Source organism: Flavobacteriales bacterium (assembly GCA_025210805.1).
In the GTDB taxonomy this organism is placed as follows: Bacteria; Bacteroidota; Bacteroidia; order Flavobacteriales; family CAJXXR01; genus JAOAQX01.
The window spans coordinates 104,905-117,763 of the sequence record JAOAQX010000003.1 but is presented as its reverse complement, the minus strand read 5'-3'; the positions used below and the strand labels follow the sequence as shown (position 1 = coordinate 117,763).

Annotated in this window: 11 protein-coding genes; 8 read left to right on the top strand and 3 right to left on the bottom strand. The window is 32.5% G+C overall.

The genetic code is table 11. From position 1 onward, the window contains the following. The first annotated feature begins 8 nt into the window (after window positions 1-8). The 7 genes from N4A45_01140 to N4A45_01110 all read left to right on the top strand — a co-directional run bounded on the left by N4A45_01140 (window position 9) and on the right by N4A45_01110 (window position 10,336). Window positions 9-1,766 carry an ABC transporter ATP-binding protein/permease gene (locus N4A45_01140; GenBank protein ID MCT4663820.1) on the top strand — a complete coding sequence of 586 codons (1,758 nt, stop codon included), beginning with the start codon at window positions 9-11 and terminating at the stop codon, window positions 1,764-1,766. A 190-nt stretch (window positions 1,767-1,956) separates the two neighbouring features. Beyond that, complete coding sequence (locus N4A45_01135) at window positions 1,957-3,030, top strand: adenylate/guanylate cyclase domain-containing protein (GenBank protein ID MCT4663819.1); 1,074 nt, start codon at window positions 1,957-1,959, stop codon at window positions 3,028-3,030. Next, window positions 3,027-3,800, top strand: a complete 774-nt coding sequence (locus N4A45_01130; GenBank protein ID MCT4663818.1) for an SdiA-regulated domain-containing protein — start codon at window positions 3,027-3,029, stop codon at window positions 3,798-3,800. The genes N4A45_01135 and N4A45_01130 overlap by 4 nt, the downstream gene beginning before the upstream one ends. Beyond that, window positions 3,797-7,492: a BamA/TamA family outer membrane protein gene (locus N4A45_01125; protein MCT4663817.1), complete on the top strand. Its 3,696-nt coding sequence runs from the start codon at window positions 3,797-3,799 to the stop codon at window positions 7,490-7,492. The genes N4A45_01130 and N4A45_01125 overlap by 4 nt, the downstream gene beginning before the upstream one ends. Before the next feature lie 24 nt (window positions 7,493-7,516). Continuing rightward, the gene (locus N4A45_01120) at window positions 7,517-8,788 is read left to right on the top strand and encodes a DUF5706 domain-containing protein (protein ID MCT4663816.1); all 1,272 of its coding nucleotides are present in this window, start codon (window positions 7,517-7,519) and stop codon (window positions 8,786-8,788) included. A gap of 24 nt (window positions 8,789-8,812) precedes the next feature. After that, window positions 8,813-9,397, top strand: a complete 585-nt coding sequence (locus N4A45_01115) for a hypothetical protein (GenBank protein ID MCT4663815.1) — start codon at window positions 8,813-8,815, stop codon at window positions 9,395-9,397. A gap of 207 nt (window positions 9,398-9,604) precedes the next feature. Then, window positions 9,605-10,336: a HEAT repeat domain-containing protein gene (locus N4A45_01110; protein MCT4663814.1), complete on the top strand. Its 732-nt coding sequence runs from the start codon at window positions 9,605-9,607 to the stop codon at window positions 10,334-10,336. Between the two features lie 121 nt (window positions 10,337-10,457). Here the strand turns inward: N4A45_01110 and N4A45_01105 are convergent, their stop codons facing one another. Beyond that, complete coding sequence (locus N4A45_01105; GenBank protein MCT4663813.1) at window positions 10,458-10,907, bottom strand: hypothetical protein; 450 nt, start codon at window positions 10,905-10,907, stop codon at window positions 10,458-10,460. A gap of 315 nt (window positions 10,908-11,222) precedes the next feature. On the opposite strand from N4A45_01105, the gene N4A45_01100 reads away from it, so the two are divergent. Then, window positions 11,223-11,618 (top strand): hypothetical protein, encoded by a 396-nt coding sequence (locus tag N4A45_01100; protein ID MCT4663812.1) that lies wholly within the window; start codon window positions 11,223-11,225, stop codon window positions 11,616-11,618. A 164-nt stretch (window positions 11,619-11,782) separates the two neighbouring features. Here N4A45_01100 and N4A45_01095 read toward each other — a convergent pair whose 3' ends face one another. Beyond that, on the bottom strand, window positions 11,783-12,298 hold the full coding sequence (locus N4A45_01095; protein ID MCT4663811.1) for a flavodoxin: 516 nt from the start codon (window positions 12,296-12,298) through the stop codon (window positions 11,783-11,785). A 20-nt stretch (window positions 12,299-12,318) separates the two neighbouring features. Further along, window positions 12,319-12,855, bottom strand: coding sequence for a TetR/AcrR family transcriptional regulator (locus tag N4A45_01090; protein ID MCT4663810.1), 537 nt, complete (start codon window positions 12,853-12,855; stop codon window positions 12,319-12,321). Window positions 12,856-12,859: the final 4 nt, after the last annotated feature.

The following is a 12,859-nucleotide window of genomic DNA, read 5'->3' as shown; positions in this document are numbered from 1 at the left end:
CCAAAAGAATGAGCCAAACAAAGAAAAAAGCCATATTTCGATGGGATTTCCTCAGACGATTGATGAAATTTATAAAACCGTACCGCAAGGTGTTTTATTTCTGTGTGTTTTTTACACTTTCATTGGCATTTCTAAGTATTAGTAGAACCTTTTTTGTCCGTGAAGCATTTCAAGATAATATCGCTTCGCCAAATATGGAAGGATTGCGATTCTACGCCCTATTAATACTTTCTTTTATACTGATAGAAGCTCTTTTTCAGTTTTTAATGAGTTACTGGTCTGGTTGGCTTGGGCAAATGGTTATCAAGGATATCCGAACAGTTACTTATAGAAAATTGAGTCAATTTAAAACCGTCTTTTTTGATAAAAATCCAGTGGGAAAACTGGTGGTGAGAGTGGTATCTGATATCGAAGCCATTTCAGATATTTTTTCCCAAGGAATTCTCACATTTGTGGGAGATTTGGTGAAAATTCTTTTTATTGTTGGTTTGATGTTTTACACAGACATCCGCATCACTATTTATATTTTACTTCTTTTTCCGATCATGTTTTTGGCTACCCGATGGTTTCAAAAATATATGAAAAAAGCATTTGATCAAGAACGAACTGCCATTGGGGCATTAGGAAGCTTTGTGCAAGAACATGTACAAGGAATGTCTATTGTGCAAATATTTAATAGGGAAAAACAAGAGTTTCAAAAGTTTCAAAACCTTAATGAAAAGCACCTCAAGGCTACTTTACAGTCTATACTCTATTTCTCTATTTTTCTGCCCTTTATAGAAATAATATCTGCGGTAGCATTAGGGATTGTCGTTTGGCAAGGAGGTTTAGATATTATTAATAATACTGGCTTAGAGCCAGGAGATATCGTTTTGTATATTTTGTTGATAAATATGCTCTTTAGACCTGTAAGACAGTTGGCAGATAGAGTAAACACGATCCAAAGAGGTTTAGTGGCGTCTGAAAGAATCTTTAATATTTTAGATGATAATCAAGATGATTTTGATACCGATTCTCCACAAGAAACAATAGATTTAAGTGGGGATATTGTTTTTGATCAGGTTGATTTTTCCTACAAAGAAGGAGAACGAATACTTCATCAGCTAAGTTTTGAGATAAAAAAGAACGAAAATATTGCTCTGGTAGGAGCAACAGGAGCGGGTAAGAGTACAATATTGAATCTTCTGAACAGATTTTATGAAATAGAAGGAGGAGAAATTTTAATTAATAAACACCCAATACAAAAACTGCCAAAGAAATTTTTGAGAACCCAAATTGCCGCCGTACAACAAGACGGATTTTTATTTTCAGGAACCATTATGTATAACCTTCAAATAGGAAATGATTTCTCAAGAGAAAGAATATTTGAAGCTGCAAAAGAAATAGGAATCTATGAGTACTTTGAAAAATTACCCAATCAGTTTGATTTTCAAGTTTCAGAAAGAGGATCGAATCTATCAACCGGGCAAAGACAGCTAGTGGCTTTTCTGAGAGCATATTTATACAACCCAAGTATCATTATTTTAGACGAGGCAACAGCGTCAATAGACACAATAACGGAACAATATATTCAAACAGCATTCAATAAACTGAGACAAGGAAGAACGGCTATCGTTGTGGCTCATCGATTAAGTACGATCCAAAATGCCGACAAAATATTTGTTTTAGATAAAGGAAAACTTGTGGAAGAAGGAAGTCATGAAGATCTTTTGACAGAAAAAGGACTTTATGCAAACCTTCACCAAATGCAGTTTGGAGATTCCTAATGATACAGGAACTTTTAGCTGAGGATTAAAAAGAGTAATATTTCACGGCTTTATTAACTAAGAATTCAAAGATTTTTCTTTGATCTAAATTTTCCTTCTTTTTGAAAAGCGATAAATTATCTATAAATTGAATAGACATCTGATTTTTTTTTAAAAAAATAGACACACAACCAACACATAACCTTTATTAATGAAAAGAAGGAGCTTTTATACGCATTTTAAGTATTATTTTATAATCAGCTTTATCATGTTTAGCCTTTTTGCTTACAATAGAATCACCAATGTTGATTCTAGCAAAATGGATCAAAATATGTTATTGTTGATAAATGAATTTGGTTTGATCAAATTTACATTGATAATCAATGTGTTTACTTCTTCTTTAATGGCTTTGTCTGCAAGCCTTTTTGATATCCTTGTATTAAGGAAAATCTTAAAATATAAGCGCTGGATTACTTTTATTATGCTCTCGATATTAGCGGATGCTGCTATCGTGTTATTGGTTTTAGATACAGTAGTTTTATTTATCAATCGTTTATTTTATAAAGTTTCTGGCGTATCCTATCAATTTTTCACTCAAGATGAAATAAGCCCCATAGCAGTCAATATTCTTGTTATTTTATTCATGGGTAAAATTTTTATAGAAATGGATAAAAAACTAGGACGAGGAAACCTCTGGAAAATGATAACAGGTAAATTTCTAAGGCCTGTTGAAGAAGAACGAGTTTTTATGTTTGTAGATCTAAAAGATTCTAGTTTATTAGCCGAAACATTAGGGCATATTAGGTTTAGTCAACTACTTCAAGATTGTTTTTATGATTTTGCTGTAGTGGATAAATTTAAGGCAGATGTATATCAATACGTTGGAGATGAGGTGGTAATTTCTTGGAACAAAAAAGATGCTTTTAAAAATAATAATGTTCTTAAAGCCTTTTTTGCATTCAATGAGATTATTGATAAAAGAGCGAATCATTATGAACAAGAATATGGGGTAAAACCTTTTTTTAAGGCAGGAGCACATATAGGACCCGTGGTAATTACAGAAGTTGGTGAGTATAAAAAAGAAATTACTTATCATGGAGACACCATGAATACCGCTTCACGTATTCAAGCAATGTGCAATAATTTGTCTGCACAGCTTCTTATTTCTTCTCAAGTATATGATTCACTTTTGGATTGTGAAGAGTTTAAACGTGAATATATAGGCGAACATCCTGTTAAAGGAAAAATGAATATGGTAAAACTCTATAAAATCACTCAAGAATGAAGCGACTTGCATTTGTCATATTGTCAATGACCTTATTTGCCTGTGATGGCTTAGTAAAAAACGCTCAACAAAACATTGGTTTCGATATTGTGGAGTTAGATAATCAGCTAAATGAGATATCGGGTCTTACCTTTGATGAGAATTCAAATTTATTTGCGATTAATGATGAGCAAGGCATCGTTTTTCAAATTGATCCGTCTTCAGGTAGAACGATTGATGAACGATATTTTGGAAAAAATGGAGATTATGAAGGGATTACAAATACTTCTAAAGGCTTATTTGTTTTAAAAAGTAATGGAGACTTGTATCCTCTTGATATTAAGGGAAAAGATCGGTTTAAGTTTCCAAAAAGAAATGGGTTTGATTTTGAAGGCTTGAGTTACGATGAGCAAAATAAACAATTGATTCTTGCTTGTAAATCACATTCGATAAAAAAATATAAAAATAAGGTGCTTTTCTATGCTTTCGATCTAGAAAAAATGGAATATTTAAAAAAGCCAATTTTAACTCTAGCTCATGATCAAGTTGGAAAAAATTTCAAACCTTCAGGTTTATACATTCAACCCAATGGGACATGGTTTATTCTCAGTTCTTCTTCAAGAGAATTAATGATCTATACAATGAAAACAGCTGATTTTGATAAAATAAAATTACCCAAAAGACCCTTTCAACAACCAGAGGGAATTGTTGTGCTAAAGACAGGAGAAATCTATATTTCGAATGAAAAGAAAAATGGATTTCCAAATATTGTTAAAATCCCAAGACCATGAAGCAAATAGGAATCTATATCAGTATTTTTCTGTTTATGATCTCTTGTAATACGGGTTCATTGGTTTATATAAACCCCAAATTAAAGAACAAAATCATTCCCGATGAGGGTTCTGAATTAGTATATGAGTTATACTTGGTAGGAGATGCAGGAGAAAGTCCCACAGAATCTTCAGAAGTTTTTTCTCCTATGGTAAAAGAAATGTCTGCAAACGGAAAATGTGGAGTAGTCGTTTTAGGGGATAATATTTACCCCGTAGGATTGAGGAAAAAAGATCATCCTGAAAGAAAACAAGACGAAGAAAGAATCATCGCTCAGTTAGACTTATTGAAAGATGTAGAAGCAGATCTCTTTTTTATCCCAGGAAATCACGATTGGCAAAGGCAAGGAGAAAAAGGAGAGAAGCAAGTAAAGCGTCAAGAAAGATTTATAGAAAAATACCTTCAAAAAGGCGATGTATTTCTTCCTAGTAAAGGTTGCCCTGGTCCCGAAGTTCGAGAATTATCCCCAGGCTTAGTCATGATCATCTTAGATACACAATGGTGGTTGCATCCTCACAAAAAACCCAATGGAGAGGCCGATGATTGTTCCGTGAGAAATACAGATGAATTACTTTTTAGTTTTAAAGAACAACTGAAAAAACATCGAAATAAAAAAATCATTGTAGCAGGCCATCATCCTCTGGTGAGTAATGGAAAACATGGAGGGAATTTTCCATTAAAATACCATTTGTTTCCACTTACCGAGTTATCAAAAAATGCTTATGTTCCATTACCCGTTTTGGGGAGTATTTATCCTGGGTATAGAAAGTTCTTAGGGCATAGGCAAGATATTGCTCATCCTGTTTATCGAGACTTTGTAAGAAAAATTTCTCAAGCGATGAATGAGTATGATGATATTATCTATGTTTCTGGGCATGAGCATAATTTACAATATACCAAAAAAGATAATTTTCATCATATCATTAGTGGTGCAGGAAGTAAAGGAACTTATTTAAAAAGAAATAGGAAAATTGATTTTGGAACAAGTAATAAAGGATATTCTAAATTAAAAATCTTTGCAAATGGAGCAGTTTGGGTAAGCTTTTATGCACTCAATGAACAGGGAAAAATGGTAGAGGTTTTTAATAGAAAACTATTTACTAAAGAGATTAAAAACTTGGGAGCCCTAAAAGGGAATGCGGTTAAAATATCTTATGCAAATCAAGTCATGCGGGTGACACCGGATTCCACTTACCAAGGTGGAAAAATGAAGCGATTCTTGATGGGTGATATGTATAGAGATCTTTGGGCAACAGAGATAGAGGTTCCTGTACTAGATATACATAACAAAGCAGGAGGTTTAACACCCATTAAAAAAGGGGGAGGAATGCAAACTATTTCTTTGAGACTTCAAGGAGCCAATGGTTTACAATATTCTCTACGAGGAATTAAAAAAAATACGGAATTCCTAACTCAAAGAAATTTAAGAGGAACGATCGCTCAAGATATCATTTATGAAGGTATGGCTGGTGCTCATCCTTATGCCGCACTCGCTGTTCCGCCACTTGCAAATGCAGCTAAAATATATTATAGTAATCCGGAGTTAGTTTATGTTCCCAAAGATGCTATTTTAGGAGATTATATTGATGAATTTGGTGGAATGCTCGCAATCATTGAAGAACGCCCAGATAATAATATGGAAGCTTTTTCAAATTTTGGAAATAGCAAGAAAGTCATCAGTTACTCTAAGGCGATAAAGAAAATTCAAAACTCAACAAAACATCAAATAGATTTACCTTTTACTCTGCGTTCAAGAATCTTTGATATGCTTATTGGAGATTGGGATCGTCATGATGATCAGTGGAGATGGGCGACTTTTAAGAAAGGTAAGAAAACGATATATAGACCTATACCTAGAGATAGAGATCAAGTCTTTTTTAGATTTGATGGAGTATTACCTTTCCTTACTAGGCAAAGAGCTTTAATGCCAAAATTTCAGCCATTTAAAAAAGAAATTATCAGTATTGAAGGTTTTAATTTTAATGCGAGATATTTTGATAGAGCTTTTTTATCTCAGGCAACATTGAATGATTGGTTATTGCAGGTCGAAAATCTACAAAGTTTTATTACAGATTCTGTAATCGAGGTATCTATTTCAAAATTACCTAAAGCGTCACAAGAAATGCATGGTAACGAACTGAAAGACATCTTGAAGGCAAGAAGAAACAATTTAGCTCATTTTGTGAAGGAATATTATGAAATTCTGTCAAAACAAGTAGATATTATAGGAACTTTCGGGAGCGAAAAATTTGTAGTGAAAAGAATGAATGACCGGGAAGTGGAGGTGTCAGTTTTCAATATAAAAAAAGACAAAAGTATCGCTACAAAAGCTTTCTATAAACGCATTTTTAATACAGAAGAGACCAAAGAAATAAGATTGTATGGCTTAGATGGGAAAGACGAATATATCGTTGAAGGATCTGTTAATAAAAGTATTCTCGTGAGGATTATAGGGGGTACAAAAAAAGATAAAATAGAGGATAATTCTACTGTTAAAGGTTGGAGAAATTATACAAAAATCTACGAAACATCCTCTAAGAATGCGTTCTCTCTAGGAAAAGAATCTAAGCTATTTATCAAGAATGAGCCTGAGCATATTGACTATAACCGAAGAGGTTTTAGATACAATCGTCTTGCACCGCTTTTGAGTCTTGGTAGAAATCCCGATGATGGATTTTATCTGGGGGCAGGTTTTGTTTATACCAAGCATGGATTTAAAAAAGAACCCTTTGAGCAAAGACATAAATTTGTGTTGGGAAAATCGATCAATAGACAGGATGGATGGCGAGCCGATTATACTTTTACCTATACAGATATCATTGGACAAGCAGATTTTGAGTCTGATTTATCATTAAGATTACCGCAGTTTTTTGATTTCCATGGAATAGGAAACGAAACTCCGTTTATAGATAAAGATGAGCACTCCGAAGCATGGGTACGGCTTTCAAAAATTAGATGGAAACCTAGTTTGATAATCCCGATATCAAATTATGCAAGCGCATTAGAAATATTTTCGAGTTTAAATCATTTCAGACATCAAGAAGGAATCCATGACAGTTTTAGTCATCACTGGAAAAGTCGTCAAACAAATTTAGGACTTGGGGTAGGTTTTTCCTACGAGAATATGGATCATGTAACAAACCCACATAGAGGATTTGTGTTTAATACTTCAGGGCAGTGGAGTCAAGATATTTCTGGAAATGATTATTCTTTTTTCGAGTTAAAATCTGAGCTCCGTTTATTTATTCCATTAAATTTCAGGAAAAAACAAACAACTTTAGCGTTTAGATCTGGATTTGCAAAGAATTTTGGAGATTTCTCCTTTTTTCAGAGCCATTTTTTGGGAGGTCAAACAAATTTTAGAGGCGTTTATAGAAATCGTTTTTCTGGGAGATCTATGCAATTTAATTCCCTAGAGCTAAGAACAAGTTTGTTAAAAGTGCCTAATTATGTAGTTCCTTTCGATTTTGGTTTTACTGCCTATACAGATTTGGCAAGAACTTGGCAAGACAAGGAGGAATCAAAAAAATGGCATCATTCTTATGGTTTAGGAATGTATTTCGGTATTTTAGATCAACTAATTATCCGAGGAGGTTATACTTTTTATGAAAATGAAGAGTTATTAACAGTAAGCACCGGTTTTATGTTTTAGATAAAACAAAAAAGCAAGATTATTATGGATATTCAGAACGAAAATCAACTCATAGCCGACATTTACCAGTTTGTAAAGAAAGCATTTGATGAAAACAAACAAAGAAGATTGTTTTATCATAATATGATGCATACAGAAATGGTATTTGATGCAGCAATTGAAATTTCTCAGAATACTGAAGGAGTCTCAGAAGAAGATATAGAACATCTTAAAATAGCGATACTTTTTCATGATATTGCCTATGTGAAATCTTGCGAAAACCATGAAGATAAGAGTGCAATAGTTGCTCAGGATTATTTATTAAAAATGAATTATCCAGAAAATAAAGTGCAAAAAATCATGAAATTGATTCAAGCAACGAACTTACAGCACGACCCTCAAAATATTTTAGAGAAAATCATCAAGGATGCAGATCTTGTTCATTTAGGAAATACAGATTATATTGATACTTCGTTTGAGGATCTCTATAAAGAAGTAAAAGAGCTCATGAAGCCAGAAATGAGTAATCAAGAATGGGCAACATCATGTGTTGATTTTCTTAAAACTCACAAATACCATACTGAGTATGCAAAAAGAGAATGGGAGCCTAAAAAATCAGGTAATTTACATAAGTTGAATCATTTAATGAATGAGATTATGATTGAGGAAAAGAACAGGTTAGATACAGGAAAAGAATCTGAAGAGAATAATAATACCAACAACAACGATCTTAAATCATCAAAGAAGAAAAAAAAGAAAAAGGATAAAGGAGACCGACCCGATAGAGGAATTGAAACCATGTTTAGAGTTTCTCTTAGAAACCACTTGAATTTAAGTAGAATAGCCGATAATAAAGCAAACACTATGATTAGTGTTAATGCCATTATTATTTCTATTGTACTCTCACTTCTCTTTCCAAAATTAGACAACAATCCATTCTTAGCTTATGCAGGAATCACCTTATTGGTTTCAAGTATTATTTCTATTATTCTTGCGACCATATCAACGATTCCTAAAACAACACATGGTCTTTTGTCCAAAGAAGACGTTGAAAATAAAAAAGGGAACTTATTGTTTTTTGGTAATTTTCATAAAATGAGCCTAGAGGATTATGAGTGGGGAATTCAACAGCTAATGAATGACAAAGATTATTTATACAATAGCTTGTCAAGAGACTTATTTTTCCTTGGGAAAGTATTGCATAAGAAATATAAATTACTTCGCTATACCTATTATGTGTTCGTAATTGGTTTATGTGTTTCCATTATCGTTTTTATCTATAGTTTGAGATGTGTAGCAGAAGGAAGTGTGCTTTAGCATCATTCTTGCAAAAGCAAGGCTATGAAAAATACTGTGATAAAATTAAGTTTACTGATTGTTGTTTTAAGTAGTGTAGCTTCTTGCCTTTCAAAAAGACACATAAGTGAAACCTATGACCATATTAAAGATGAAGAGCGCGCTACTCTAGTTCATTATTATAACCAAACAGTAGAGCATAGAACGCGTTTTTATGATTTGGAACAAAGGTTTTTGAAAATCACAAAAGACAAGAACTTTAAGCTAAAGGTATTTGACAGAGTGTCTTTAGAACAAACTGCTTGTGCTTTGAACACAGAAATATTTTGGATTATAGACGATGAGGTATTCCCTGTTGAAGTCAAAAAAATGCCTTCAAAAGATTTTACCAATTTTGTTCCCCAAAAACAAAAAATAGCTACACTGGATAGTAGTAAAGTAGAGGTTTTGTCTGATATTAAAGTTTTTCCTACAAGAAAAGTGACACTAATTTATCATCTAAGACCCGCTATGATCAAAGCAATAAAAAAATCAAAGTATATTGCAGTAAGGTATTATTCTGAAGAAGAGATGATCACAGTGCCAATGAAGAAAAGACAAAGAAAACAATTAAGGTCTTTTGTGAGGTAAGGGGCATAGATATAAGAATTACATCTGGTTTTTTGCTTTAACAATCCCAAATAGTGTAATATAGAAACGTGTATTTTGTTAAATATTAGATGTTTATTTGCATACTGGGATTGTATGTAGCTGTAAATTAATTATTAATGTAAGGATGCAGAGAGTGGTTTTAGCAACTAATCTGTACTAAATAAAAAACACCAAAATATTTACTAAATGACTTATTCTAAAAAGAAACAATTTAAAGAGCTATTTTATAAGATGGTACTAAATTATAAAAAGAATAAGCTTGATGTTTTGATATCTGAGGCTAGAAGAAATGGGTCTAAATCTTTTTATGAATTTTGTATTAAGAAAACAAAATCTAATTCTTTTAAGGAGAGAGATATTGCTATTACAATTTTATCCCAGTTGAGTAGAAAAGGAAAAATTAGACCTTATAGAAAAGAGGTGTATTTTTTATTTTTAGCCATGTTGAAAAAGGAAAAGAAAAAAGAAGTAATTAGCTCTCTATTGTATGGAATAAGTGTGAATTCTGAAAATCTAAGAGAAGTTGATATTCCTTTTCTATTTTCTTTTTCTGAAAAGTATAAAGAGAAATATATGAAGATTGCTGTTATTCATGCTATTTCCGGTCAAAATTTTCAATCTTCAATTGAGTATTTAATTGAATTTACTTCAGATAAAAGTGCAAAAGTAAGGGACTGGGCAATTTCCTCTTTGGAACTGATGGAGGAATATGAAGATTTAGTTTTGCCTATTTTATTAAAGGGAGTAAAAGATACGAATCATGGTGTGCGATCTGAGGCAATTCTTGGTCTAATTAGACGGAAATACGACAATTCTGGTATGTTGCTTTTTAAAGAATTAGAAGGTACTTATTGTTTATCTTATACTCTTAAAGAAGCTTTGAAGCTTGCTCTTGTAAACTATCACAAGCTTGATTAATAAGAATATAAGAAATAGGAAAAAAGCAATATTCTGAACGACTCTTCAATCTCATTATAAAAAATAAAAGAGTGACACAAAATCATAGCATCACTCTTTTTAAAAAATAAAATGGATATTTTTATTTTTTCCAGTTCGAATGTCCTTTCTTTAATAACTCAGTAGTTTTAGCATTCCAAGGTGAGAGAGTGTTAAGCATTTTCCCATTAAATGGACCATTGAAAAACAGATATAGCTTTCCATCTACAATATCAAAAGTTTCGGGGTTGATAGGAAATTTACTGTCCTTTGCAGCCACACCCCAGGCACAATATCCATCAAATTGTGGTAGGAATTTTTCTGGATTCTTTTTAAAAGTTTCGAGGTTTTCTTTAGAAGAAAACTGGTAAGTAGCCTTATTAAATTTAGTAGAGTAAGCTTCAAAACCTTTTTTAGCAGTCCCAGAAAAATAGGAAACAAGATCGTATCCGCCAATAGCCAAACCATTTTTATCTATTGGAGCTATTTGAGCTTGTGCATAGGCCATCATTGTGAATGCAGCAAGTAACATAATCGATTTAAGTTTTTTCATCTCTTATTTGGTGTTTAAAATTCTATGTCAATATTGACACTACAAAGATGACAATGAATCAACAGTCAAAGAATGGATGATTTATGCTTCTTGATGGATTTTTTTGAGATTTATGATGAAAAAATACCAAACCTCAAGTAAAATTTTCTAAAAAATGAGGAGAAAATTCCATAAACAATTACAAAACCCTATTCAGAATTATACATTAGTTGATTTTTCTATAATTCATGTAAATTTGGTTGATTATCAGTCTGTCAAAACTCATTTCGACCTTTCGGGAGATTAGAGATAGAAAATCAAAGAAAACAAAATAATATGAGCAAATTCGGGATTAAAAAGATATGTTTGATTATTTCTTTGATTAGCCTTTCATTCAGTTGTAGAACCATACCTTCTTCTTCTTCTCAGGGGGTGAAAAGTATTGGTGAATTTATAGTTGGTAGTATTTATAATACTCAGGGTTTCGAATACTATTCAAATAACACAGCTTCAGATACAACATTCTTAATCAATAAATCAAGCAGGGTTTTTCGTGACATTAATATTGGAGATACAATTTTTTATTTGATAAGTGAAGATAGCTTGATTAATACTTCATCTGTTTTAGAGTATGATTATTATTATAATGATGTGAAGATTTGTGGATGTAAACTATCAACTCATAGGGTAATTTTAAGCAATAAAATATGGGTGAATTCAGCAAGCAGGTAGAGTTTAGCTAAACCTAGTATGTGTTTAATCAATGATAAAAATAGGAAGAAAGGGAACAAACGGTTACAAGACCTGTCCCAACAAAAAAAAATGGGAACTTTATTAAAGATCCCATTTTTCTGTATAAGGTTAAACTTATCACCTAACATATGAATTAAGAGCTTTTAGGCGATAGGGAATTCTTTTTTGATTTGCTCTAGCCATTCCTCAAGGCGTTCGTCTGTTTGATCGGGCTGATTATCTTGATCTAGTGCTAAACCAATGAAAGTTCCTTCTTTCATTTCTGCCTTAGATTCTGTGTGGTCGTATCCATCAGTGGACCATTTTCCTACAATAGTTCCACCATTTTCAAGGACAACTTCAGCAACCATACCTACGCCATCAATAAAATATTCTGCATATACATATTGATCTCCAAGACCATATAAAGCAATTGTTTTTCCTGTGAAATCTACCTTTTTGAAATCTTCAAAAAAGCTTTCCCAGTCACTTTGCAACTGTCCATCATGCCAAGTAGAAAGTCCTAAAATGAGTTGATCGTATTGATCAAATTGTTCAATTTCGGCATCATACATATCATGAGTATCCACAAGATCTTCACCGAGCATTTCTTGTATTTTTTCAGCTACTTCTTCTGTATTTCCCGTATCAGATCCGTAAAAAAGTCCTATTTTTTTCATCTTTGTGTTGTGTTTTTGTCTTAATAAATTCGCTCAATCAGTTCTTCTAAGGCTGTTTCATGCTTTTTATCATCCAAGATGTCATTCATCTGGATAAAACCAATCATGAGCATATAAAATTGTCTTGCTTTCCTTTTTGGATTCGAGACTTTTTTCTCTCGCAAAAATACCGCCAAAATCGTTAAGAATGCTGTTTGAAACTCTTTTATTTTCTCTTGTAATGTGACCGAAGTTTCATTTCGTAAGTCATTGTAAATATGAGAAAATACAAATGGGTAATTCTCTTGATTTTGCTCTTGTGAATATCTTTTGATAAGTCTCTTGAGTGCAACGATCACTTTCCCTGTACAAATATTAGAAATAATCCTCAGTTCTTGATCGATAAGGTTTTGAAGTGCTAAACCAAAAATCTCTTCTTTTCCTTTAGGGAAATAATAATATAAGGTTCCTTTTGAGAGTTTTGTGATACTCAAAAGCTCATTGATTCCTGTTTGCTGATATCCCTTTTGCAATAGGAGCTCTTCGGCTTGTTGAATAAGAATTTCTTTCTTGGTCATTTGT

What these genes read in the sequence shown, in the direction of transcription:
- N4A45_01140 (MCT4663820.1), top strand. Translation starts at nt 9, where the DNA reads ATGAGCCAAACAAAGAAAAAAGCCATATTTCGATGGGATTTCCTCAGA.
- N4A45_01135 (MCT4663819.1), top strand. Translation starts at nt 1,957, where the DNA reads ATGAAAAGAAGGAGCTTTTATACGCATTTTAAGTATTATTTTATAATC.
- N4A45_01130 (MCT4663818.1), top strand. Translation starts at nt 3,027, where the DNA reads ATGAAGCGACTTGCATTTGTCATATTGTCAATGACCTTATTTGCCTGT.
- N4A45_01125 (MCT4663817.1), top strand. Translation starts at nt 3,797, where the DNA reads ATGAAGCAAATAGGAATCTATATCAGTATTTTTCTGTTTATGATCTCT.
- N4A45_01120 (MCT4663816.1), top strand. Translation starts at nt 7,517, where the DNA reads ATGGATATTCAGAACGAAAATCAACTCATAGCCGACATTTACCAGTTT.
- N4A45_01115 (MCT4663815.1), top strand. Translation starts at nt 8,813, where the DNA reads ATGAAAAATACTGTGATAAAATTAAGTTTACTGATTGTTGTTTTAAGT.
- N4A45_01110 (MCT4663814.1), top strand. Translation starts at nt 9,605, where the DNA reads ATGACTTATTCTAAAAAGAAACAATTTAAAGAGCTATTTTATAAGATG.
- N4A45_01105 (MCT4663813.1), bottom strand. Translation starts at nt 10,907, where the DNA reads ATGAAAAAACTTAAATCGATTATGTTACTTGCTGCATTCACAATGATG.
- N4A45_01100 (MCT4663812.1), top strand. Translation starts at nt 11,223, where the DNA reads ATGAGCAAATTCGGGATTAAAAAGATATGTTTGATTATTTCTTTGATT.
- N4A45_01095 (MCT4663811.1), bottom strand. Translation starts at nt 12,298, where the DNA reads ATGAAAAAAATAGGACTTTTTTACGGATCTGATACGGGAAATACAGAA.
- N4A45_01090 (MCT4663810.1), bottom strand. Translation starts at nt 12,855, where the DNA reads ATGACCAAGAAAGAAATTCTTATTCAACAAGCCGAAGAGCTCCTATTG.